The organism is Bradyrhizobium ferriligni (genome assembly GCF_056837965.1).
On sequence record NZ_JBXEJO010000088.1, the window covers coordinates 15,053 to 38,549 of the forward strand.

At 63.9% G+C, this 23,497-nt stretch carries 21 protein-coding genes; 11 read left to right on the plus strand and 10 right to left on the minus strand.

What is annotated here, in order from left to right; genetic code table 11:
- Nucleotides 1-99: 99 nt before the first annotated feature.
- The gene (locus AC1VNY_RS36655) at nucleotides 100-429 is read right to left on the minus strand and encodes a hypothetical protein (protein ID WP_482408821.1); all 330 of its coding nucleotides are present in this window, start codon (nucleotides 427-429) and stop codon (nucleotides 100-102) included.
- A gap of 345 nt (nucleotides 430-774) precedes the next feature.
- On the opposite strand from AC1VNY_RS36655, the gene AC1VNY_RS36660 reads away from it, so the two are divergent.
- Entirely contained in the window at nucleotides 775-1,257 is a 483-nt protein-coding gene (locus tag AC1VNY_RS36660) for an MmcB family DNA repair protein (protein ID WP_482408832.1), read from the plus strand.
- Between the two features lie 286 nt (nucleotides 1,258-1,543).
- Here the strand turns inward: AC1VNY_RS36660 and AC1VNY_RS36665 are convergent, their stop codons facing one another.
- Together AC1VNY_RS36665 and AC1VNY_RS36670 are read right to left on the minus strand one after the other, a co-directional pair.
- Nucleotides 1,544-2,098 (minus strand): ActR/PrrA/RegA family redox response regulator transcription factor, encoded by a 555-nt coding sequence (locus AC1VNY_RS36665; protein WP_016845514.1) that lies wholly within the window; start codon nucleotides 2,096-2,098, stop codon nucleotides 1,544-1,546.
- Nucleotides 2,099-2,232: 134 nt separating this feature from the next.
- On the minus strand, nucleotides 2,233-3,552 hold the full coding sequence (locus AC1VNY_RS36670) for an ActS/PrrB/RegB family redox-sensitive histidine kinase (protein ID WP_028341462.1): 1,320 nt from the start codon (nucleotides 3,550-3,552) through the stop codon (nucleotides 2,233-2,235).
- Between the two features lie 141 nt (nucleotides 3,553-3,693).
- On the opposite strand from AC1VNY_RS36670, the gene AC1VNY_RS36675 reads away from it, so the two are divergent.
- From AC1VNY_RS36675 to AC1VNY_RS36690, 4 genes are all read left to right on the plus strand, one after another.
- The gene (locus AC1VNY_RS36675) at nucleotides 3,694-4,500 is read left to right on the plus strand and encodes an ABC transporter ATP-binding protein (protein ID WP_461849004.1); all 807 of its coding nucleotides are present in this window, start codon (nucleotides 3,694-3,696) and stop codon (nucleotides 4,498-4,500) included.
- Complete coding sequence (locus AC1VNY_RS36680; RefSeq protein ID WP_482408822.1) at nucleotides 4,497-5,321, plus strand: ABC transporter permease; 825 nt, start codon at nucleotides 4,497-4,499, stop codon at nucleotides 5,319-5,321. The genes AC1VNY_RS36675 and AC1VNY_RS36680 overlap by 4 nt, the downstream gene beginning before the upstream one ends.
- Before the next feature lie 128 nt (nucleotides 5,322-5,449).
- Nucleotides 5,450-6,778 (plus strand): polyhydroxyalkanoate depolymerase, encoded by a 1,329-nt coding sequence (locus AC1VNY_RS36685; protein ID WP_028341465.1) that lies wholly within the window; start codon nucleotides 5,450-5,452, stop codon nucleotides 6,776-6,778.
- 198 nt (nucleotides 6,779-6,976) lie between these two features.
- On the plus strand, nucleotides 6,977-7,816 hold the full coding sequence (locus tag AC1VNY_RS36690) for a M48 family metallopeptidase (RefSeq protein ID WP_038387647.1): 840 nt from the start codon (nucleotides 6,977-6,979) through the stop codon (nucleotides 7,814-7,816).
- A 228-nt stretch (nucleotides 7,817-8,044) separates the two neighbouring features.
- On the opposite strand, the gene AC1VNY_RS36695 is transcribed toward AC1VNY_RS36690, so the two are convergent.
- A complete protein-coding gene (locus AC1VNY_RS36695) occupies nucleotides 8,045-10,303 on the minus strand; it encodes a transglycosylase domain-containing protein (RefSeq protein ID WP_482408823.1) in 2,259 nt (752 codons plus the stop codon).
- A 248-nt stretch (nucleotides 10,304-10,551) separates the two neighbouring features.
- Here AC1VNY_RS36695 and AC1VNY_RS36700 point away from each other — a divergent pair, with 248 nt between their 5' ends.
- Complete coding sequence (locus AC1VNY_RS36700) at nucleotides 10,552-10,977, plus strand: DUF1330 domain-containing protein (protein WP_482408824.1); 426 nt, start codon at nucleotides 10,552-10,554, stop codon at nucleotides 10,975-10,977.
- Nucleotides 10,978-11,179: 202 nt separating this feature from the next.
- Here the strand turns inward: AC1VNY_RS36700 and AC1VNY_RS36705 are convergent, their stop codons facing one another.
- From AC1VNY_RS36705 to AC1VNY_RS36715, 3 genes are all read right to left on the minus strand, one after another.
- The gene (locus tag AC1VNY_RS36705; RefSeq protein WP_038387645.1) at nucleotides 11,180-12,406 is read right to left on the minus strand and encodes an ABC transporter substrate-binding protein; all 1,227 of its coding nucleotides are present in this window, start codon (nucleotides 12,404-12,406) and stop codon (nucleotides 11,180-11,182) included.
- Between the two features lie 403 nt (nucleotides 12,407-12,809).
- Nucleotides 12,810-14,030, minus strand: coding sequence for an ABC transporter substrate-binding protein (locus tag AC1VNY_RS36710; RefSeq protein ID WP_028341470.1), 1,221 nt, complete (start codon nucleotides 14,028-14,030; stop codon nucleotides 12,810-12,812).
- A gap of 356 nt (nucleotides 14,031-14,386) precedes the next feature.
- Nucleotides 14,387-14,749, minus strand: coding sequence for a DUF1304 domain-containing protein (locus tag AC1VNY_RS36715; protein ID WP_482408825.1), 363 nt, complete (start codon nucleotides 14,747-14,749; stop codon nucleotides 14,387-14,389).
- A gap of 185 nt (nucleotides 14,750-14,934) precedes the next feature.
- Here AC1VNY_RS36715 and AC1VNY_RS36720 point away from each other — a divergent pair, with 185 nt between their 5' ends.
- Together AC1VNY_RS36720 and AC1VNY_RS36725 are read left to right on the plus strand one after the other, a co-directional pair.
- Nucleotides 14,935-15,459: a methylated-DNA--[protein]-cysteine S-methyltransferase gene (locus AC1VNY_RS36720; RefSeq protein WP_482408826.1), complete on the plus strand. Its 525-nt coding sequence runs from the start codon at nucleotides 14,935-14,937 to the stop codon at nucleotides 15,457-15,459.
- Nucleotides 15,460-15,987: 528 nt separating this feature from the next.
- Nucleotides 15,988-16,164 (plus strand): hypothetical protein, encoded by a 177-nt coding sequence (locus AC1VNY_RS36725; RefSeq protein ID WP_482408827.1) that lies wholly within the window; start codon nucleotides 15,988-15,990, stop codon nucleotides 16,162-16,164.
- A 6-nt stretch (nucleotides 16,165-16,170) separates the two neighbouring features.
- Here the strand turns inward: AC1VNY_RS36725 and AC1VNY_RS36730 are convergent, their stop codons facing one another.
- The 3 genes from AC1VNY_RS36730 to AC1VNY_RS36740 form a co-directional block, all read right to left on the minus strand.
- Nucleotides 16,171-16,545: a response regulator transcription factor gene (locus tag AC1VNY_RS36730; RefSeq protein ID WP_411783459.1), complete on the minus strand. Its 375-nt coding sequence runs from the start codon at nucleotides 16,543-16,545 to the stop codon at nucleotides 16,171-16,173.
- A 102-nt stretch (nucleotides 16,546-16,647) separates the two neighbouring features.
- A complete protein-coding gene (locus AC1VNY_RS36735; protein WP_035631798.1) occupies nucleotides 16,648-17,322 on the minus strand; it encodes a response regulator transcription factor in 675 nt (224 codons plus the stop codon).
- Nucleotides 17,316-19,082 (minus strand): PAS domain-containing sensor histidine kinase, encoded by a 1,767-nt coding sequence (locus AC1VNY_RS36740; protein WP_482408828.1) that lies wholly within the window; start codon nucleotides 19,080-19,082, stop codon nucleotides 17,316-17,318. The genes AC1VNY_RS36735 and AC1VNY_RS36740 overlap by 7 nt, the downstream gene beginning before the upstream one ends.
- Before the next feature lie 354 nt (nucleotides 19,083-19,436).
- Here AC1VNY_RS36740 and AC1VNY_RS36745 point away from each other — a divergent pair, with 354 nt between their 5' ends.
- The 3 genes from AC1VNY_RS36745 (at nucleotide 19,437) to AC1VNY_RS36755 (ending at nucleotide 23,378) form a co-directional block, all read left to right on the plus strand.
- Nucleotides 19,437-19,703: a hypothetical protein gene (locus tag AC1VNY_RS36745; RefSeq protein ID WP_482408829.1), complete on the plus strand. Its 267-nt coding sequence runs from the start codon at nucleotides 19,437-19,439 to the stop codon at nucleotides 19,701-19,703.
- Between the two features lie 376 nt (nucleotides 19,704-20,079).
- Nucleotides 20,080-21,435: an HlyD family secretion protein gene (locus tag AC1VNY_RS36750; protein ID WP_482408830.1), complete on the plus strand. Its 1,356-nt coding sequence runs from the start codon at nucleotides 20,080-20,082 to the stop codon at nucleotides 21,433-21,435.
- Nucleotides 21,432-23,378 carry a glycosyltransferase gene (locus tag AC1VNY_RS36755; RefSeq protein WP_482408831.1) on the plus strand — a complete coding sequence of 649 codons (1,947 nt, stop codon included), beginning with the start codon at nucleotides 21,432-21,434 and terminating at the stop codon, nucleotides 23,376-23,378. The genes AC1VNY_RS36750 and AC1VNY_RS36755 overlap by 4 nt, the downstream gene beginning before the upstream one ends.
- Nucleotides 23,379-23,497 lie beyond the last annotated feature (119 nt).

Consider the following 23,497-nt stretch of genomic DNA (forward strand, 5'->3'; position numbering starts at 1 on the left):
CACCCGTGGCGGCGGCCGGGAGGATAAGCGGTGAGGCGGCGACGGGTTCCTGCCGAGCGCCGTCCCGCACGGAGCCGGACGACGCTCCGCGCCGAGCGGCTACCGTTTGATCTGCGCCTTCAACGTGTCTTCGACGACGCGATCGAACGATGACGCCTTCGGCGCGCTGTTGCGGTGCTCGGCGACGTATTTGTCGCGCTTGGCGACCAGCGTGGCGAGCTTCTCGTTCAGCGCCTTGCGCTGGACGATCTGCTTGTCGATCTCGGCGGTGCGCGCTTCCGGCTTCATGGCGCGGAGATTGTCCGGCAGATCCTCCTCCTTGACCTTTGCCACATCGTTGCGGCCGGCCGCGACGTCGGCGACCAGGTCACCGTCGCCGGTGACCGCCTCCGACGTCGCCTTGGCGCGCTTGTTGATGAAGCTTGCCATCTCCGGCGCACGGGCCGGCGACGCTCGCCAGCTCTGGGTCTTCGATTCCGTTCGCTTCTGCAGTGCGCGCGGGCCGTAGGGGATCACAGTGCCGTTGATCTGGCGCTGCAGGATGATGATGTCCTCGTCGAACGGCGTCTCGATGGTGACGATCTGGCCGCGTCCCTCGGAACCAGGTTCCGTCGGCTTTGCGGTGGCTTGAGGCCGGAGTCAAGGCGCCTTCCTCGCGAATTTGCAGCCGATTCCGGCGCTGCCAGTGCTCTATGCGTTGGGGCATGATCCTCGCGGAAAACCGGCCTCCACTTTTCCGGATCATGCCCGGTGGAATCGGCTAGTCTCTTTGCGATGGACTCACCCGCCCGCCAGATCGCGCTTGTGCCCGCGCCCGACCGACGCCAGTCGGAGATTGCGCTTGCGATCGCGCGCGGCACTGCGAGGCTTCTGAGATCGCTGGGATTTTCCTGCATCAGCGAATTGCCGCTGCCGTCCGGCCGAAGAGCCGATCTGGTCGCGCTGAACGAGCGCGGCGAGATCTGGATCGTCGAGATCAAGTCATCGGTCGAGGATCTGCGCGCCGACCAGAAATGGCAGGACTACCGGATGCATTGCGACCGGCTGTTCTTCGCCTTCACGCAGGATCTGCCGTGCGAGATCTTCCCGGAGGACACCGGTTTGATCATCGCCGACGCCTATGGCGCGCATCTGCATTGCGAAGCGCCGGAGCATCGGCTGCCGGCGGCAACCCGCAAGGCGATGACGGTGCGCTTTGCGATGGCCGCAGCGCAGCGGATCAACCGCCTCGTCGATCCGCAGGGGCATGAGCTTTAGGACAGGTGCGGTTGTGATCCGGTCATCCTGAGGAGCCGCGAAGCGGCGTCTCGAAGGATGCACGGCCCGGCTGGTGGCCGTCGACCCTTCGAGACGCGCGCAAGGGCGCGCTCCTCAGGGTGACGGACATGGAGGCGTAGGATGGGTAGAGCGAAGCGAAACCCATCACTTGTCGCCGCGGCGTGAAGTTGGTGGGTTTCGCTTCGCTCTACCCACCCTACGAAGCGACGAAAAGCAAATGGCCGGGACTAGCCCGGCCATCGCGAAAAACAAATGAAGCGATCGCTTAGCGCGGTGCGCGCTTGGCGAGGATGCGCTGCAGGGTGCGGCGGTGCATGTTGAGACGGCGCGCGGTCTCCGAGACGTTGCGGTTGCACATCTCGTAGATGCGCTGGATGTGCTCCCAGCGCACGCGGTCCGCCGACATCGGATTGGCCGGCAGTTCGGACTTCTCGGTGCCGGTCGCGAGCAGCGCGGCGACGACGTCGTCGGCGTCGGCGGGCTTCGAGAGATAATCGACGGCGCCCATCTTCACCGCGGTGACGGCGGTGGCGATGTTACCGTAGCCGGTCAGCACGATCGCGCGCGCCTCGGGGCGCTTGCGCTTCAGTGCCGAAACGACGTCGAGGCCATTGCCGTCGCCGAGCCGGAGGTCGACGACCGCGAAAGCGGGCGCGGCGCGGCCGATCTCGGCGAGACCATCAGACACCGTGTCGCATGACTTCACTGCGAAGCCGCGCGTCTCCATCGCGCGCGACAGGCGTTCCAGGAACGGCTTGTCGTCCTCAACAATGAGGAGCGAGCGGTCAGCATGGTCATTCAATTCAGTGATGGCGTTCACGGTCCATTTTTCCCTGTGGCAGACACCAACAATATGGGGTCCTACCGTGGCGCTGCCAAGGCAGCCGAAAGTCGCGTGCTCGTCTGGAAAGAGCAATGCATCCGTAATGCCAGAGTTGCGATTAAGAATCGTTCTTAGGATTCGGTTTCGTCGCCCGGCGCGGATTCCTCAAAGCTCTCTCGCGGCCAGACGATCTGCACCACGGCGCCGTGATCGGGGAAGGTGCGATTGGTAAACGACACTTTGGCGCCGGTGCGTTCCAGCAGCGTCCTTGCGATGAAAACGCCCAGACCGAGGCCCCCACGTGGGTTTTGGGCCTCATCCGCACCCCGGCGGCGCGACAGATACGGCTCGCCGATCCGCTTCAGCATGTCGGGCGCGATGCCCGGACCGTCGTCGGAGACGACGACCTCAACGGTCTCGGCGTTCCACCACGCGTTCACCTCGACGGTCTGGTGCGCGAAATCGACCGCATTTTCGAGAATGTTTCCGACGCCATAGAGGATCGCCGGATTGCGCGCGGCGACCGGTTCAGGCGTTGCTGCGACAGCAAGCCGCACCTTGATGTTGATGCCGAAATCGCGATGCGGCGCCACCGCCTCCTCGATCAAGGTCGACAGCTTCATGGTGTCGAACGGCGCGCCGCTCGATGACAATTGCGCGATCTTGCTCAGGATGTCGCGGCAGCGCTGCGCCTGCTCGCGCAGGGTCTTGAGGTCGCCGGCGATGGCAGGGTCATGCACCGTCTTCTCGAGCTCGCGCGAGATCAGGAAGATCGTCGACAGCGGCGTGCCGAGCTCGTGCGCGGCGGCGGCAGCGAGGCCGTCGAGCTGGGTCAGGTGCTGTTCGCGCGTCAGCACCAGCTCGGTCGCAGCGAGCGCATCGGAGAGCTGGCGTGCTTCCTCGGTCACCTGGAATGCGTACAGACTGGTGACACCGATCGCGAGCAGGATCGAAAGCCAGACGCCGATCAGATAGATCGGCGGCAGCACCAAGGGATCGTCGGCGTCCCAGGGCAGCGGCAGATGGTAGAAGAACAGTGCCGAAGCGCAGGCGACCGCAAGGCAGCCGAGCGCGATCGTCAACCGGATCGGCAGCACGGTAGCCGAGATCAGGACCGGCGCCAGGAACAGGAAAGAGAACGGGTTCTGCAATCCGCCGGTGAAGTACAAGAGCCCGCCGAGCTCGACGATGTTGAAGGCGAGCAGCGCGGCGGCATAGGCCGGCTCCAGCCGCTGCATCGGGTTGAAGGCGATCTGCAGCGCCAGATTGAGCAGCGCCGAGAACGTCACGATGGTGACGCAAGGGACGATCGGAACGTCGAACTCCAGTCCCTGCGCCACGATGAAGATGGCGACGAGCTGGCCGAGCGCGGCGAGCCAGCGCAGCCGCAGGATCGTATCCAGGCGGACGTAGCGGCGGGGTTGGCGGAAATCGGAAGCGACGTCGGTCATTCCTCGACCTTAGCTGTGCCGTGGGCGGCGCACAAATTCGCGACTTGGCGCAACGATGCAGGACAAGCCTTTAATTACCGCCAAGCCTTTAATTACCGCCGAGCCTTGCGCTTATTGTCGCAATGGCTCAATGACGGCCATATGCAACAGGTCGGGACAGGTCAGGCGCAAACGCCGGCGGTCGATCAGGGCGGATCGGCCGCGATCGACGTCGCGCATCTGGTCAAGGTCTACAAGACCACCCGCGCGGTCGACGATATCTCGTTCCGCATCGCGCGCGGCAGCATCACCGGCCTGCTCGGCGGCAACGGTGCCGGCAAGACCACGACGATCGCGATGATCATGGGCCTGGTGCTGCCGACCTCGGGCAGCGTCGAGGTGCTCGGTGCACGAATCCCCGAGCAGCGCTACGATGTGCTCGGCCGGATGAATTTCGAAAGCCCCTATGTCGACATGCCGATGCGGCTCACGGTGCGGCAGAACCTGACCATTTTCGGCCGCCTCTATGCCGTGCAGCACTTGCGCGAGCGGATCGACCAGCTCGCCGACGATCTCGATCTCAAGGAATTCCTCGATCGCTCCAACGGCAAGCTCTCCGCCGGGCAGAAGACCCGCGTCGCGCTGGCGAAGGCGCTGATCAACGAGCCCGATCTCTTGCTGCTCGACGAGCCGACCGCCTCGCTCGACCCGGATACCGCCGACTGGGTGCGGCAGCATCTCGAGACCTATCGCAAGACCCATAATGCGACCATCCTGCTGGCGTCACACAACATGCTGGAGGTCGAGCGCCTCTGCGACCGCGTCATCATCATGAAGCGCGGCAAGATCGAGGACGACGACAGCCCCGAGCGGATCATGGCGCGCTACAACCGCGACACGCTGGAGGAGGTGTTTCTCGACGTGGCGCGCGGCCGGGTGCGGGAGGGCGCACCAGAGGGCACCCCATGAGCGAACTCGTCAGCCAGCACCAGCACACCATTTCACTGCAACGCATCAACGCGATGGTGCTGCGCTATTGGTATCTCTTGATGTCGTCATGGCCGCGGCTGCTGGAACTGGTCTACTGGCCGGCATTGCAGATCATCACCTGGGGCTTCCTGCAGAATTACATTTCGCAGGCATCCGGCTTCTTCGCCAAGGCGGGCGGCACGCTGATCGGCGCCGTGATCCTGTGGGACATCCTGTTCCGAGGGCAGCTCGGCTTCTCGATCTCGTTCCTGGAGGAGATGTGGGCGCGCAATCTCGGCAACCTGATGATGAGCCCGCTCAAGCCGATCGAATTCCTGCTCTCGCTGATGATCATGAGCCTGATCCGGCTCGCCATCGGCGTGATCCCGATGACGCTGCTGGCGCTGTTCTTTTTCGGCTTCAACTTCTACGCCATCGGGCTGCCGCTGATCGCGTTCTTCTGCAATCTGATCTTCACGAGCTGGTCGGTCGGCGTGTTCGCCTCGGGCCTCGTGCTGCGCAACGGGTTAGGGGCGGAAAGCATCGTCTGGACGCTGATGTTCGCGGTGATGCCGCTCGCCTGCATCTATTATCCGGTCGAGGTGCTGCCGGCCTGGCTGCAAGCTGTCGCCTGGACGCTGCCGCCGACTTACGTGTTCGAAGGCATGCGCTCGCTGTTGATCGATCACGTCTTCCGCGCCGACCTGATGGCGTGGGCGCTGGTCATCAACGCGGTCCTGTTCGCTGCCTCTTTTGCGATCTTCCTTGCCCTTTTGCAGAGCGCCAAGCGCAACGGCTCGCTGCTCGCCGGTGGTGAATAAATGTCACTTTCTCGTGGATTCTCGGTGTATTAGCCCGATATCGACCCCAGATTCGGCTCGCGGCTCATTGACGCATTGTTACGCAGCGGTCAGTATGCTGCGGCGCAAAACAGGGGTCTGAAAATACTATGCCCATCGGTGAATTTGGCGGTGCCCCGCCACTAGCGGCGGAAGGCAGCCCGGCACTCACGACGCCGTTGTACTGGATGTACGAGATGGCGCATGCGTCGCTCAATCCGGTGCGCGCGGTGACCGACGCCACCAAAATCCTGTTTCAGAACCCGCTCAATCCGTGGACCCACACCGAGTTCGGCAAATCGATCGCCGCCGGCTGTGAGCTGTTCGAGCGCACCACGCGCCGCTACGGCAAGCCCGAATGGAACCTGCCGACGACCGAGGTCAACGGCATCCGCACCCCGGTGGAGGTCCGTTCGATCTGGGAAAAGCCGTTCTGCCGCCTGCTGCATTTCGATCGCAAGCTGACGCGGCCGTTGCGCTCGCCGCAGCCGCGCGTGCTGATCGTGGCGCCGATGTCGGGCCACTATGCGACGCTGCTGCGCGGCACGGTCGAGGCGTTCCTGCCGACGCATGAGGTTTACATCACCGATTGGGCCGATGCGCGCATGGTGCCACTCGCGGCCGGCCGGTTCGATCTCGAGGACTATGTCGACTACCTGATCGAGATGCTGCACGCGCTCGGCGGCAACATGCACGTCATCGCGGTGTGCCAGCCTTCGGTGCCTGTCGTGGCGGCTGTTTCGGTGATGGAAGCCAACAACGATCCGTTCGTGCCGCTGTCGATGACGCTGATGGGCGGGCCGATCGACACCAGGCGCAATCCGACCGCGGTCAACAACCTCGCGGAAGAGCGCGGCATCGAGTGGTTCCGCAACAATGTCATCACCAAGGTGCCGTTCCCGCATCCGGGCGTGATGCGTGACGTCTATCCGGGTTTCCTGCAGCTCAACGGCTTCATCAGCATGAACCTCGATCGGCACATGGACGCGCACAAGGCGCTGTTCGCCAATCTGGTCAAGGGTGACGGCGATCTCGTCGACAAGCACCGCGAATTCTATGACGAATATCTCGCGGTGATGGACCTCACCGCCGAATATTACCTGCAAACCGTCGACCTCGTCTTCGTCAAGCACGCGCTGCCGAAGGGCGAGATGACCCATCGCGGCAAGCCGGTCGATCCGTCGAAGATCCGCCGCGTCGCGCTGATGACGGTCGAAGGTGAGAAGGACGACATCTCCGGCCTCGGTCAAACCGAGGCGACGCACGCGCTCTGTACCGCGATTCCGAACCATCGCCGCGTGCATTACGTGCAGAAGGGCGTCGGGCACTACGGCGTGTTCAACGGCTCGCGCTTTCGCTCCGAAATCGTGCCGCGAATCTCCGATTTCATGGTTTCGGCGGCCAATACGCGGCTTTCCCTGGTCGCCGCCGCCGAATAGGTATCGCCCCGGCCGCTATTTTCGCGGTCGCGCAAGCCATTGATTTAACTAAAAGAATCTCAAATCGGGCAAGGCTCAAGGGGTGAACTTAATTTCATCCTTTGAGCCTTGTTCGCGACTCCGATTCATTAGAAAAATTCCGGTTCCGACCCCTGCCGGTAGAGGTCAATTAACGGCTAGCCCCTGTATATTGGGCAAATGATTTGTTTTTGCGCCGAGCGCTTTCCCTGGCGGCGGATATGGCAAAGTTCGGGCGAACTCCTGCTCCCCGGACTCTCAGAAATGGCTACTCGCGCGCTCCTCTATCGGCGGCCTGCCGAACCCGCGACCGTATTGGTCAGACACGGCTCCCAGTTCTTCACCGTCAGATTGCGCCGGCACAGGCGTGCGCGCCGCTACACGCTCAGGATACATCCGACCGATCGCGAGGCGATCCTGACGATGCCGCCGCGCGGCACGATTCCCGAAGCCAAGGAGTTCGCCAATCTCCATGGCGGCTGGATTGCCGCCCGTCTTGGCCGCTTGCCGAAGGCCGCGCCGTTCCAGCCCGGCACCGTGGTGCCGTTGCGCGGCGTGCCGCATCGCCTGGTGCACCGCTCGGGCGAGCGCGGCACGGTTTGGACCGAGACGCGCGACAGCGGCGAGAAGATCATTTGCGTCGCCGGCGGCGTCGAGCACATGGATCGCCGCGTGCACGACTTCCTCAAGCGCGAGGCGCGCAAGGATCTGCAGAAGGCGGCGCAGCTTCACGCCGCGGAACTCGGCGTGCGGGTACGCCGGATCTCGATCCGCGATCAGTCGAGCCGCTGGGGCTCGTGCACCTCGGCGGGTTCGCTGTCGTTCTCGTGGCGGCTGATCCTGGCGCCGCCCTTCGTGCTCGATTACCTCGCCGCGCATGAGGTCGCCCATCTCGTCGAAATGAACCACTCGGCGCGGTTCTGGCGAGTGGTCGACAAGGTCTGCGCGTCGGTGATGCGCGCCAAGAACTGGCTCGATACCTACGGCAACGACCTGCACCGCTACGGGATTCAGGAGTAGGGAACTCTTAGCCCCGAACGTTGCTGTCATCGCCCGCGAAAGCGGGCGATCCAGTATTCCAGAGACAGCTGTATTTCAGCGGATAAACCGCGGCGTCTGGATCCACGTGCGTAGCCCGGATGGAGCGAAGCGCAATCCGGGGCGGCTCTCAACGCGGCGCGACCTGTCCCCGGATTTCGCTCCGCTCCATCCGGGCTACGAAGCCACGCGGTTCGTCCGCCCGGCGCCCTACCGAAACAACCGATCCGCCAGCCAGCCGTCCAGTCCAGCCGCAGCCTCCGGCCGCGCATTCGGGTTGGGCGGCGCCGAGGCGCGGGCCGGCGTCGGCGATGGCGGGCGATAATAGCCGCCGCCGGATGGCACCGGCGCCTGCGGCTGCGGTGCCTGCATCGGCGGCTGAATCTGCATCGGTCCCGCCGGCGCCGACGGCGCGGTGACCTGCGACGAGATCTGCATCAGGTTCGCCGGCCCCCAACTCCCTTGCGAGTTCGGGATCGCCGCGACCGGCACGCCCTGATGCGCCGCCTTCATGAAGCGGGTCCACACTTCGACCGGCAAGCCGCCGCCGGTCGCCTTCTTGGTCGGTGAATTGTCGTCATTGCCGAGCCAGACGCCGGTGACGAGCTTGGCGGTGTAGCCGATGAACCAGGCGTCGCGATAATCCTGGCTGGTGCCGGTCTTGCCGGCGGCGGTCCAGCCCGGGATCTCCGCCTTGCGCGCGGTGCCCGAGATCAGCGTCTCGCGCATCATGCTGTTCATCATCGAATCATAGCGCGGCTCGATCACCTGGTTGGGCGGATCGGTCGGACGGTCATAGAGCAGCTTGCCCGAACTGGTCTTGATCTTGGTCACCACATGCGGCGACACCACATAGCCGCCATTGGCGAACGGCGCATAGGCCCCGACCAGCTCGATCACCGAGACTTCCGAGGTGCCGAGCGCGATCGAGACGTTGGGCTCAAGCTTGGAGGAGATGCCGAGCCGGTGCGCGGTACGCACCACATTCTTGGCGCCGACCTCGACGCCGAGCCGCACCGCGACCGTGTTCAGCGACATCGCCAGCGCCTGGGTCAATGTCACCGAGCCGAAATATTCGTGGGTGTAGTTCTCTGGCTTCCAGCCCTTGATGTCGAGCGGCGCGTCGGTGCGGATGGTGTCCGGCGTCAGCCCTGCTTCGACCGCGGTGAGATAGACGAACGGCTTGAACGCCGAGCCCGGCTGCCGCTTCGCGGTAACCGCGCGATTGTACTGGCTCTCGGAGTAGTTCCGTCCGCCGACCATGGCGCGCACCGCGCCGTCCGGCGTCATCGCCACCAGCGCGCCCTGGCTGACGTTGAACTTCACGCTCTTGGCGGCGAGCTCATCGATGATGGCGGCTTCGGCGACGTTCTGCAGCTTCGGATCGATCGTGGTCTGCACCACGATGTCCTGGTCGATCTGGCCGACCAGATCGTCGAGCACTTCGCCGATCCAGTCGGCGACATAGTTTACGGTGCCGGCGCCGGCCGGCTTCACCGCAATCGAGGGCTGGCCGATCGAGGCCTTGGCCTGCGCCTCGGTGATGAACTTGGCGTCGGCCATCGCCGCGAGCACGATCTGCGCGCGCTGCTCCGCGCCTTCCGGGTTGCGGTTCGGCGCCAGCCGTGACGGCGACTTGACGAGGCCGGCCAGCATCGCGGCTTCCGGCAGCGTGACGTTCTTCGCCGACTTGCCGAAATAGCGCTGGGCTGCGGCCTCGACGCCATAGGCGCCGGACCCGAAATAGACCCGGTTGAGATAGAGCTCGAGGATCTCGTTCTTGGAATGCTTGCGCTCCAGCCAGAGCGCGAGCTCGGCCTCCTGCAGCTTGCGCTGCATGGTGCGCTCCTGGGTCAGGAACAGGTTCTTGGCGAGCTGCTGGGTCAGCGTCGAGCCGCCCTGCGAGACGCCGCGATGCAGGATGTTGGTCACCGCCGCGCGCAGGATGCCGACCGGGTCGACGCCGAAATGCGAATAGAAGCGGCGGTCCTCGATGGCGATGAAGGCCTTCGGCAGATAGGGCGGCAGATCCTTCAACGCGATGTTGGCGCCCGCCATCTCGCCGCGTTGCGCCAGCACGCTGCCGTCGATACCGACGATCTGGATCGTCGGCGGACGCTTGGGAATCTCCAGCGACTGGATCGGCGGCAGATGTGCGCCGACCCACACCACGACACCGATCACGGCAATGCCGGCCCACAGGCCGAGCACCGCGGTCCAATAGAACAGGCGGCCGATGCCGAAGCCGCGCGACTTGCTGCGCCGCTTGCTGCTGCTGCGCGACGGGCGCGGTTTCTCGCTACCGGAATCGCTGCCCTTGTCGGTGCTCTTGGGTTTGGATTTGGCGGGCTTGTCGTCGTCGCCGCCGGGAATGCGATCGGATGGCGACAGTCTGAGGTCGGCAAGCGCGGCCGGAAGCCCGAACAGCGGCTCCTTGCGCGCACCACCTTTTTTACGTCCCCACGCCATCCGCAACGCTCACACCCTGACAGGGACGCACGCTAGCGTTCCCGGTTTAAGGGGCGGTTACGCAAAGCTTAACGGGGGATTAGGAGGTGAGGCGGCGCGTGCTACATAAGGAGCATGATCAGGAAAAGTGGGCATCGGTTTTCCCTCGCGACAAATGCGGAGCGTTTGCGCGGAGATCATGCTCAAACAGGATGGAAGAGCGCGATCGAGCGATCGCGCCAGGGAAAAAGAAAACGAAGGAGCACCGCATGGGCCATATCGATCCGACCAAGGACGTCTTCGCGCAATTCCGGGACAACAACCGGCCGGGCCCGATCCACATGCTCAACCTGGTGCGCTTGCGCGAATGGGCCGCCTATCCCGACGGCCGCAAGGCCACCGGCGCGGAGGCGTATGCGGCCTACGGCCGCGAGAGCGGGCCGGTGTTCGAACGGCTCGGCGGCCGCATCGTCTGGCAAGGCCGCTTCGAGCTGATGCTGATCGGTCCGCAGGAGGAGCGCTGGGATCACTGCTTCATCGCGGAATATCCTGATGTCGCCGCCTTCGTCGAGATGATCCGCGATCCCGTCTATCGCGAGGCGGTGAAGCATCGCCAGGCCGCGGTGGACGATTCTCGCCTGATCCGGCATGCGGTGCTGCCGGTAGGCAAGAATTTCGGCGAGATTCCGGGGTGAGAGCAGGAAGCGAGATTTCTATGCCGTCATCCTGAGGAGCGCGTAGCGCGTCTCGAAGGGTGCACGGCCCGGCTGGTGGCCGTCGACCCTTCGAGACGCCGCCTCGCGGCCCCTCAGGGTGACGGGGATAGATGGCGGCGCTCATCGCAAAAACAAATCGGCGGCCCGGAGGCCGCCGATCGCATTCAAACCTGCGCGAACACTAACCCGCCGGGCCGGCGTCCTCGAGGATCGGGCCGAACAGCTCCCAGCGCTCGCCGTTGAAGCGCATCATCTGCAGCTGCTTGTTGACGCGATAGTCGTTCGGCGCGGTGTTGCCCTTGATGCCGGGCAGCGCCATGTCGAGCTCGACATTCTTCAGGTTGGTCGCCTGCTTCAGCACGTTGTCGCGGGTCAGGTCGTCGCCGCACTGCTTCAGCACATGCACCATCAGCTGGGCGGTCGAGTAGCCATAGGTGTTGAAGTTCGAGTTCTTGTCGCCGTCGGGATAGTACTTGGCCATGAAGTCGAAATAGCGCTTCATGCCCGGATCGTCCTTCCACTGCGGATCGGCCGGATCCTTGCCGTAATTGGTGCTGATCAGGCCCTTGGAGGCTTCCAGGCCCGCCGGCTGCAGCACGGCGCCGACCGAGGTCGCGTTGATGTCGACGATGTGGATCGGGTGCCAGCCGAGCTCGGCGATCTTCTTGATCGCCTGCGCCGCCTGCTTCGGCGTCGAGGCCGAGAAGAACAGGTCGGCGCCGGCATCCTTGATCTTGATCACCTGGGAATCGATGGTCGGGTCGGAGACCTCGTAGGAGGCTTCGGCCACGATCATCTTGGCGGCCTTGTCGCCGAGGCCGGCCTTGATGCCGTTCAGATAGTCCTTGCCGAGGTCGTCGTTCTGATAGAGCACGCCGATCTTGGCGTTGGGATGCTCCTTCAGGATGTACTGGCCGTAGATGCGGCCTTCGACGAAGTAGTTCGGGTTGAAGCCGAGCGTCCAGGGGAAGTTCTTCGGGTCGGTGAACTTCGAGGCGCCGGTGGCGGCAAACAGCTGCGGCACCTTCTTGGCGTTGAGATATTTCTGCACGGCGGCGTTCGACGGCGTGCCGACGATCTGGAAGGTCAAGAGCACCTCGTCGCTCTCGACGAGCTTGCGCACCTGCTCGACGGCCTTGGGCGGCGAATAGGCGTCGTCATACTGGATCAGGTTGATCTTGCGGCCGTTGATGCCGCCCTGATCGTTGATCATCTTGAAGTAGGCCGCCTGGGTCTTGCCGATCGAGGCATAGGCGGAGGCCGGTCCGGAGAAGGGGACGGTCTGGCCGATCTTGATCTCGGTGTCGCTCGCGCCGGGATCGTATTTCTTCTGCGCAAAGGCCGGACTTGCGGACAGCGCAATCGCGAGCGCCGTTCCCGTGACCAGGTGGAAAATCCCGTTCCTCATGATGCTGTTTCCCTCACGTGACTGATGGTTGGCCGATGATCTTGTCCGCGGGTTCAAGGTCCCGTGGTCGCCATCGCTGGGCCGGGATACTGGAGGAACCGTTATTGCAACGCAAGACGAGCGCTGCCGAAAAGGTGAGCGATTTCAGTCAACCAAAGTAGGGGGCAGTGCGAAAAAGGGACGCTCGCGGGCGCGCTGAGCGTGTCACGGAAGGTGGGTTGAGTTCGTCGAACCTCCCGCCGCAACCGCATTATCCCCGTCATCCCCGCGCAAAGGCTACGCCTTTGTCGCTGGAGGAGCGCGTAGCGCGTCTCGAAGGATGAACGGCCCCAACTGGCCGTCGTGCTTCGAGACGGCCGCTGCGCGGCCTCCTCAGCATGACGGGTCTTAAATGGCGAAGCCATTAGCCCGCCGGTCCGGTGTCCTCGATGATCGGGCCGAACAGCTCCCAGCGCTCGCCGTTGAACTTCATCATCTGCATTTGTTTGTTGATGCGGTAGTCGTTCGGTCCCGTCGTGATCGACATGCCCGGCAGCGCGAGGCTCGGCACGAACTTCTTCAGGCTGGTCACCTGCTTCATCAGGTTCTCGCGGGTGAGGTCGTCGCCGCATTGCTTGAGCACCTGGATCAGCAGCTCGGCCGTCGAGTAGCCGTAGGTATTGACGGTGTTGAGCTTGTCGCCTTCCGGATAATACTTGTCCATGAACGCGAAATAGGCCTTCACGCCGGGATCGTCCTTCCATTGCGGGTCGGCGGGATCCTTGCCGTAATTGGTCGAGATGATGCCCTTGGAGATGTCGAGACCGGCCGGCTTCAGCGTCGCCGACACCGGGCTCGCATTGATGTCGAGGATGTGCACCGGGTTCCAGTTGAGATCGGCGATCTTGCGGATCGCCTGCGCGGCGAATTTCGGTGTCGAGGCGTCATACACCAAATCGACCCCGGCGGCCTTCAGCTTCACGATCTGGGAATCGACCGTCGGGTCGGTCAGCTCGTAGGACACCTCGGTGACGATCATGCTCGCGGCCTTGTCGCCGAGTCCGCTCTTCAGGCCGGTGATGTAGTCGCGGCCGAGATCGTCGTTCTGGTAGAAGATGCCGATCTTGGCGTTCGGGTGATTGGCCAGGATGTATTTGGCATAGATGCGTCCCTCCGACTGGTAGTTCGGGTTGAACGCGATCGTCCACGGCGCATTCTGCGGATCGGAGAAGCGCGACGCGCCGGTGGAGGCGAGCAGCTGCGGCACCTTCCTGGCATTCAGATATTTCTGCACGGCGGCATTCGACGGCGTGCCGATGATCTGGAACGTGAACAGCACCTCGTCGCCTTCGACGAGCTTGCGCACCTGCTCGACTGCCTTCGGCGGCGAATAGGCGTCGTCATATTGGATCAGGTTGAGCTTGCGGCCGTTGATGCCGCCCTGCTCGTTGATCATCTTGATATAGGCGGCCTGGGTCTTGCCGATGCCGGCATAGGCGGATGCAGGGCCCGAGAACGGCACGGTCTGGCCGATCTTGATCTCGGTGTCGGTCGCGCCGACGTCGTATTTCTTCTGCGCGGTGGCCGATGTAACCGACAACGCGATCGCAAGCGCCGTCGCAGCGAGCAATTGCACGCTTCTCATGTCCGTGACCTCCCATGTTGCCGGTGATCTTGTCCGCAAGCGACGGCCGGCGGATGTCACCGTTGTCAGGGATGATGGAGGAACGTCGGGGGCATTGCAAGACGATGCACCCTGCGCGCGATGTCGCGTCAGCGTACGTCTTCTCCCTCTCCCCGTTCTTACGGGGAGAGGGTTGGGGTGAGGGGCTTTCTCCGCCTGCGATGCTCGCGGACGCACCCGTACCCCCTCACCCGGATCGCATTCCGCTACGCTGCATGCGACATAGCCGAAGCTTCGCTTCGGCGTTCTGGAGGACGGCCGCCGTAGGCGGCCTATGCCTCTCCCCGCAAGCGGGGCGAGGTGAAGCAGAGCCGTCGTCAGGCATGCCAGAGCAGGATCAGCGCGAGCGCAGCCGGAGCTGCCTGCACATAAAGAATGCGGCGGCTGACAGTGGCGGCGCCATAGACGTCGGCGACGATCACGCAGAGCAGGAAGAATGTCTTGATCTGGAACGCGAAGCCGGCGTCGCCGTGCACCAGACCCCAGATCAGTCCGGCGGCGAGGAAGCCGTTATAGAGCCCCTGATTGGCGGCGAGCACCGCAGAATCCGTTGCCTTCTCGATCGAGTTGCGGAAGGTCTTCAGCCCGAGCGGCCTGGTCCACAGGAACATCTCGAGCACAAGGAAATAGATGTGCAGCGCGGCCACCACCGCGACCAGAGCATTGGCAAGCAACAGCATATTACGATCCCCCCAGAGCTTCGGTTCTGATTGAACCAGAACCGAAGCTCAAAATTCTTGTTTTGACGCGTTTTCTTCACGCGAACCGGTGTCCACTTCGCTCAAAAATGCTCTAACCGGAATTCGGGTGGACGCTAGCATGCGAGCGGTGAATTGTATGCCGAGCAACTCCGAGAGCGATGACGATGGCCGACCGCGAGACTGCAACGACTTTCAACCTCGACCGCCTCAAGACCCCGATCGGCACCGCGCTGCTGGTGACCGATGATGACGGCGTGCTACGCGCGCTCGACTGGGACGACTATGAAGGGCGCATGCTCGACCTGCTGCGGCTGCATTATGGCGCCGTGACGCTGCGGGACGGCCGCGCGCCGGCTGCGATGCGCAAGGCGCTCGGCGATTACTTCAAGGGCGATCTCGATCGGCTCACCGATGTCGAATGGCGCGTCGCCGGCACGCCGTTCCAGCAGAAGGTCTGGCACGCGCTGCCGAAGATTGCGCCGGGCACCACCATGAGCTACGGCGCGCTGGCGGCGAAACTGAACGCGCCGAACGCGATGCGCGCGGTCGGTCATGCCAACGGCTCCAACCCGATCAGCGTCGTCGTGCCCTGCCACCGCCTGATCGGCGCTAACGGCTCGCTGGTCAAATATGGCGGCGGGCTGGAGCGCAAGCGCTGGCTGCTGCGTCACGAAGGCGTGGAGGTGTAGCGGCCCACTTCAGCAGCCGGTGCGCCGATCAATCGAGATCTTCGCGGGGCATGTTGCGCAGATCGCGCACGATATAGAGGAACACAACGAACGAGGGCACCCACGCGAGGATCGCTCCTGCCAGCATCGCATCGACCGTCGTCATGAAGATTCCCTCAAGCGCTGTTGGCACTCGCTGTCAGATCGGCTTTTCGATGAGGGGCCGGTTCTGGGGAAGGGATACAGCCACTTCCAATAGGCCTTGTTGCGCTCCAGCTGCCGCTTGTGGACGTCGCGGCACTTCGTCGAGCAAAACTGCTCAAAATACCAGCTATGCCGGATCAGCCCGAAGGGCCGTTTGCATCCCGGGTTTCCGCAACGGGCTGTCATGACACTGCCTCCGCATTCGAACGCGTGAACCAGCGGATGAAATTCTCCTGACCTTTGTAAAGGCACAGGCGTCCGCAATAGCGTTCACCCGCCGGATTTCGCAAACAGATGATCTTGGGCTCTTCGCTGTCACACTGGGCGCAGCGCGGTTCCGCACGCATGGCGACCTCCCTCCGAGGAATTGCCATCTGCCAATCAAAATGTCTGGTGCTGTCCTTGCCGTCGATCTTCCCGAAGGACGACGATGCGAACTCTCGCGCCGCCGCCATCCATGCGCAACTTGTCCAGATGTTTTGTGGCATCATCCTTGCGTATAGCCGGCCCGGTGATGGCTGATTCAACTCACGCACCCGGCGCTGTGCTGTGCTGCGCGAGGGCGGTATCGAGGCATTTGATCAGGACGTCCCCGTCGCAGGGCTTGCTCAGAAAGCAGATCGCTCCAGCCTTCAGTGCCCGTATGCGATCGCTTTCGACGGAGAACGCCGTGACGAAAATGAACGGAAAGCGGCGTCCGCTGGCAATCAGGTGGCTCTGCAGGTCGAGCCCGCTCATGGCCGGCATCCTGACATCCGCGATCACACAGGATGTGTCGTTCAGGCGAGGCGAGTGCAGAAATTCCTCGGCCGACGCGTAGGTCTCGACCGCGTAGCCCAGCGACCTGACGAGGTTGTCGGTCGCGGCGCGAACCGACATGTCATCGTCGATGATTGATATCACTGGCGGATTTGGCAAGGAGGTTTTCCCGGCCCGGAGGGGCCCCTGGTGGTGCGATCTTGTGCCGACCACAGTGCGTCGCCAATCGGGGCCGGAGAATCATACTTAGGTTTGCGCCCCGCCGGATGCCTGCCCGATGCCGAGCATCTGTGCCATCCTGACCAGGTCGGGCAACGATTTCGCCGCCATCTTCCGCATGATGTGCCCGCGGTGGATCTTGACCGTGATCTCGGCTACGCCGATTTCCGCGGCGACCTGCTTGTTCATGAGCCCCGCGGTGACGAGGCTCATGATCTGGCGTTCACGCGGCGTCAGGGTCGCGAAGGCGGCGCGCAGGTTTGCGAGAACCTTGGCCTCATCGCGACGATTCCGGTCGCGCTCGATCGCTGTCGTGACGGCATCCAGCATGTCCTGATCGCGAAACGGCTTGGTCAGGAAGTCGACCGCGCCGGCCTTCATGGCCCTGACCGTCATCGGGATATCGCCGTGGCCGGTCATGAAGATGATCGGAATGTGGATGCCGACCTTCGCCAACTCCGCCTGAAAGTCCAGCCCGCTCACCCGCGGCAGCCTGATGTCGAGGATCAGGCAGCTCGGGACATCCGGGGGCTTGCGCTGCAGAAATTCATGCGCCGAGCCGAACGCTGCGGTCCGCAAGCCGACGGATCGGAACAGATTGCTCAGTGCGTCGCGCACGGACGCGTCGTCGTCGACGACGAAGACGATTGGATCTTCGGCGCTTGCCAGGCCCGAAGGCGATGCGGCGCGCCCGGTCACCATGCATGATCCTCTTCGCGCAGTGGCAAGGTGAACTGGAACGTCGTGCCGGGGCCGATGTTTGCGGCCACGGACAGGCGGCCTCGGTGGGCCTCGACGATCGATCGGCAGATCGACAATCCCATTCCCATGCCGCTCGCCTTGGTGGTGTAGAAGGCGTCGAACAGCCGTTCGGCATTCTCGGCGGCGATCCCGACACCACAGTCGGTGACCGTGACCACGATCTGCCCGGCCTCATCATGGCGCGTCCGGATCACGAGTTCCCGCGGCCTGTCCGTGACCGGCTGCATGGCCTCGATGCCATTGAGGACCAGGTTGAGGATGACTTGCTGCAGCTGGATACGGTCGGCGACGACCGACGGGAGCGCGGGAGCGAGGTCGAGCTGCAAGGATACGAGATGGCTCTGCAGTTCATGCTGCACCAGGCCGATCACCTGGTTGATGACGTCATTGATGTCGAGCGACGCCTTCTGATCGGTCGTCTTGTTCACCATCGCGCGGACGCGCTGGATCACCTCGCCCGCGCGGTTGCCGTCGCTGATGATCGACCTGACCGCGCCGCGGGCTTCGTTCAGATCGGGGGCCGCCCGGTTGAGCCACCGCAGGCATGCCGCGGCATTGGTGACCACGGCGGCGAGCGGCTGGTTCACTTCATGGGCGATCGATGCGGCGAGCTCGCCGAGCGCCGTCACGCGCGTGACGTGCGCGAGGTTGGCTTGCGCTTCGTGCAATTCCGCCTCGGCTCGCTTGCGGGCGGTCACGTCGGTGACCGCTCCGACAAATTCGGTGTCGCCCGAAAGGTTCGTCACCGCATGCGCCCTCGCGTGAACAAACTTGATCGCCCCATTGGGCATCAGCAATCGATAGCCGTGCTCGAAGTCGTTGCCGTCGAGCGAGGCGCGGTCGATGGTCCGTTGCACGCGGGCGCGATCATCCGGATGGACGCGCTGCAGCACCGTGGCATGTGTGATGGAAGGAGCCCTGTCGAATTCGAAGATCCTGAACGTCTCTTCGGACCAGATGATCTCGCCGCTGGCGACGTGCCAGCCGAAGCTGCCGGTGTGGCTCAATCGCTGGGCTTCGGTCAGATACATTTCACTCTGCTGCAGCGCATTTTCGGCGTGCTTTCGTTCGGTAATATCCTCGCATGCGATCAGCACGATCAGCTGATCGCCCAGCCGCCGCACGGCCTTGGCGTTTTCGCGAACCCAAAGCCGTGAACCGTCCTTGCGGACCTTCCGGATCTCCCAATTGTGGGTCTGGCCGATGTTGTCGAGGCATGCCGCGACGTTGCGCTGGACCATATCCCGGTCTTCGGCGGCAAAGACCCGCAGCACGGATTGTCCGAGCAGTTCGTCGACGGTGTAGCCGAGTTGTGCCGCGCCGAACGTGTTGACCGACAGCACGAGGCCCGTTGCGTCGACCATGAAGTACATGACCGGGTTGTGTTCGAATACCTCCTTCCATTGCGCTTCGCTGTTGCGCAGCGCCTCCATCGCGCGCTCCTCGCCGCTAGCTCGGCCGCGCAACATGGCTTCCATCCGCCTTTGCGAACGGCCAACCAGGCGGATCATCAGCAATGCGGCGGTCAGCGACGCGACGAGCAGCGCCAGGGCAATCAGGTGGGCGGAAGCTGCCGGCTGCGGACCAAGCAACAGCCCGATGCAGGTTGCCGCCAAGGCCAGCACCATGCCGCCGAGCAGCCATTGCTCGGCCGACCAGGACTTCGTGGTCGGGTCGCGGATCATCGGCAGCACCGGCACTTGGCCATCATCATGGGCCGCGCTGCGTCGCTAGGTGACTGCTACCATCAGCGGCGACAACGTCGCCCTCCCAACAGACTGTACATTAGCAGCTTTCTTGCCGTCCGGACGGGATCACGCCGGCCTTTTTGGCGGTCCACATCCGTGAGATCGCGCAGAACGCGAAGCCGTCGAGCGCGCTCAGGTCCAGGTTGCGACCTAAACTCAAGTATGAGTCGTCCCCACCGAATGTAACGGTCGGATCAACCTCCGTTCAATGGCCCGTTCCATCCCGGTGACTACGCTTATTGGGTAACTCGATGACGGTAGAGATTTCCGGGGTTCAGCAATCGCCAATCAGAGACGGAGATTGAAATGCCCAGCGCGCGCCTGCATCTGATCGTTTGCTCCGACGACGTCGACCACTTGGCAAGGCCTCGGAGACGCGATCGCAGCTTCCAGCCTTCCGTTATCGATGGTGGCAAGCAAACAGCAAGCACGCTGGCCGACAGCCCGTGGATCGATCTGCTGGACGCATTCGATCTGGGCGTTGTGGTCTGTCAGGCCAACTATCTGGCCTTGCTGGGAGCGAGCCTGGCGGCGCTGCAGCCGCAATTCGACGTGCCGGATTCAGGGCGGTAGCCGGCCCTGAATTCGAAGTCCGGCAGGCTGCCGGGACCGAAGCGCTGGCTGCTCACGCCTGGGTCGCGCAAGACGGGTCCGATCACAGCCTCCGTGAGAGCCCGGAATCCATTCCCGCCTAGCCCCGGCCTGATGGATTCCGGGCTCAGTCCTGCAGGCGCCCTCAGCTGCGTAATGGCGCACCGGGAACGACCCGTCGACGCCCGGCTCCCGCGCCAGGGTCCCGACCACGGCAAATTGCGGCAATTTTTTCGAAAGATGCCCCCTTCGCTTTAGCCGCTTTTGAAGCACCTGATTATTGGATCTGTCCGGCAACGGCATCGCTCTGCAGAGCTGTGCGTTGGTTCGCGCACTGACAGATCAGGGGCCGGTCATCATGAATCAGGCACAGCAGCACAAGCCGCTTCCCGAAGCCAACAATTCCGTCGCCAGGGAAGAGGCCGAGGGCGCACGGGGATTGCAGCGCGATCTGCAGGAACGGCTGCAGCCGGAGCATGACGAGCCGATCAGCGATAGCGCTCCCCATCCCGAAGCGCCCGCAGGCTCAGGCCGGATAGTTCGCCGCCTGCTCAAGGTCGGCATCGGCCTTGCCATCGTCGCCATCTTCGGATGGCTGCCGCTCAGGGCCGTGTTGCAGACGTCGAGCGTGGAGGCCGTGGTCAATGCCAGGATCGTGACCTTGCGGTCACCGATCGATGGCACCGTGAGCGCGAAGCCGCAGAAATCCACGCAGCTCAGCGTGGTTCGCGAGGGTGACGCGATCCTTCATGTCGTCAACGCGCGCGGCGATCGCGCGCGGCTCGATGATCTCCGGCGACAGATGTCCCGGTTGGAAAATGAGCGCCCGAGTCTGGCCGCCAAGCTTGCGGCCGCCGAGACGGCGCAACAGGATCTTGCCCGCCAGGCCGGCCAGTTCCGTGACGGCCGCATCCTCCAGCTCGAGGCCCGGATCGCCGAAATCCAGACCGCGATCGAGGCCGCCGCCGCGCGGCGGGAGGAGGCCGTGGCCGCCGTCGAGCGGGCGTCGTCGCTGATCAAATCGGGCAGCGTATCGACGGTCGAAATGGCCCGCCTGACGCGCGAGCAGGCGATCTCGCAGCAGACCGAAATCGGCGCTCGGCGGCGCCTCGACGCCGCCAAGGTCGAGCTCACCGCGGCAAGGAACGGCACCTATCTCGGCGACAGCTACAATGACCGGCCGAGCTCCGTGCAGCGCGAGGAGGAGATGCGCCAGCGCGTCAGCGACCTGCGCGCCGATCTGGCGCATGCCGATGCCGAGATCGACTGGCTGACCCACGAGATCGCCGCCGAGCAGCTGCACTACGTCAACCGGGCCGAAGCCGACATCAAGGCCCCGGTCGGCGGCCGCATCTGGGAGATGATGACCTCGCCTGGCGAGGACGTCAGGGCCGGGCAGCCCTTGCTCAAGCTGCTCGACTGCAGCGGTGCGGTGGTCACCGCGAACGTCACCGAGAGCGTCTACAACGGGCTGAAGCTCGGCGAGCAGGCGAGCTTCGAGCCGAATGACGGCAGCGCCGCGCTGCAGGGCGAGATCGTCAATCTCACCGGCGCGTCGGGCGCGCCCGCGAACCTCGCGATCAATCCGGATGCGCTGAACAAGGAGCCGTATCGGGTGACGGTCTCGATGCCGGCGCTCGACACCACGGGCAAGGATTGCGCGGTCGGCCGCACCGGACGCGTGGTGTTCAACGCGGACGCGGCAAAGTCATGATGGCGGCATTTGCGCCCGGGCTGGTCGCCTTCGGCGCCTGTCTTGCAATCCTGCCCCTGCTCCACCGCGAGCAGATCCTGGCCCGCGTCATGATGACCGGCATGTCGTTCGTCCTGCTGGTCCACTATTTCGCGTGGCGGGTGACCCACACTTTGCCGCCTCCGGGCCTCACCGCCGACGCGCTGGTCGGCTATCCCTTCGTTGCGGCCGAGGCGGCCTCGATGATCGCGGTGTGCCTGTCGCTGCTGTTCCTCAGCCGGACCATCGACCGCTCACCCGAGGTCAATGCGATCCTGCGTCGATCCAGAGTGAGCGCGGATGCGCCGCTCGTCGACGTCTTCATCTGCACCTACAATGAGGAGAAGGCGATCCTGGAGCGCACCATCATCGGCGCGACCGGGCTGAACTATCCGAACTACCGCGTCTGGGTGCTCGACGACGGGCGCAGGCTCTGGCTGCGCCGGCTCGCCCAGGAGCTCGGCTGCAACTATCTGGCCCGCCCGGACAACCGCCACGCCAAGGCCGGCAACATCAATCATGCGCTCCAGCACGTTTCCGGGCTGGCTGAGCGGCCGGAGTTCATCTCGATCCTCGATGCGGATTTTGTCCCGATGCCGGATTTCCTGACCCGGGCGATGAGCCTGATGCAGGACGGCAGCGTCGGCGTCGTGCAGACGCCGCAGCACTTCATCAACCCGGATCCGATCCAGACCAATCTCGCGGCGACCGATGTGTGGCCCGACGAGCAGCGCTTCTTCTTCGATATCCTGATGCCGGCCAAGGATGCCTGGGACACGGCGTTCTGCTGCGGCACCTCGTCGCTGATCCGCTTCTCCGGCCTGATGCAGATCGGCGGCTTCCCGACCGATTCGGTGACGGAGGATTACCTCGTCACGCTGCGCCTGAAGGAGAAGGGATTGCGCACGGTCTATCTGAACGAGCGCCTGACCATCGGCCTCGCGCCGGAGGGACTGAAGGAATACATCACGCAGCGCGGGCGCTGGTGTCTCGGTTTCATGCAGATCTTCCGCGGCCGCAGCGGGCCGTTCTCGCGGCAATCGAAGCTTGCCTTCATGGACCGGCTGTCGCTGGTCGACGCGTTCATGAGCTGGGCGGCGGTCTATGGCACCAAGGTTTTCGGCCTGATCGTGCCGTGGCTTTATCTGCTGTTCGGGATCAAGGCGGTCCATGCCGACCTGTTCGAGCTGCTGAAATATTTCCTGCCGTTCTATGTCTGGCACGCCTTCACGATGGCCTGGATCTCGCGCGGCCGCTCGCTCGCGATCATGACCGACGTGTCGCAATACATCGCGGCGCCCGCGGTGTTGAAGGCGGTCGTGACCGGCCTCGCCAGGCCGCAGGGCCACAAGTTCAAGGTGACGGCCAAGGGCGGTGACCGCAATCGCCGCTTCATCGAATGGCCGCTGCTGCGGCTCTATGGCGCCGCCCTGCTGATCACGCTGCTGGCGATCGCCTATGCCTTCATCCTGCATCTGCGCGGCGACAGCATCGCCTATGGCGGGCTGGCGCTGGCCTGGAGCCTGTACAATTGCGTCGTGCTCGCGATCGTGTGCTTCATCTGCATCGAGCAGCCGCGGCGCCGCAAGGCCGAGCGGTTCGAACGCGACGAGCCGATCCTGATCCATCACGGCGGCGAGATGCGCTTGATCCGGATGGCCGACATCTCGATCTCGGGCGCGCGCTTCATCGATCCCGTCCCGCCCGCCATCGGTTCCCTGATCAAATGCAATGTCTACGGACAGAACGTGGCCGCGACCGTGGTCCGGCGCACCCGCGACGGCTTCGGCGTCCGCTTCGAGGATGCGGTGGCGACGCGGGTCAATGTCGTGCGCGCATTCTATGCCGGCGAATATGTCCGCGCCTTCCAAGGCGTGCGTGCGGCGCCGGTCGGCAAGGCCCTGCTAATGCGGTTGTTCGGTTGAGGCATGGTGAGATCAGGTCGAATGGCGGCCGCGAAGGCGGTGCGCTCCCTCTCCCGCTTGCGGGGGAGGGTTGGGGCTGTCTCTTATAAACATCTGACGCTGCCGACGATCGCATAAGT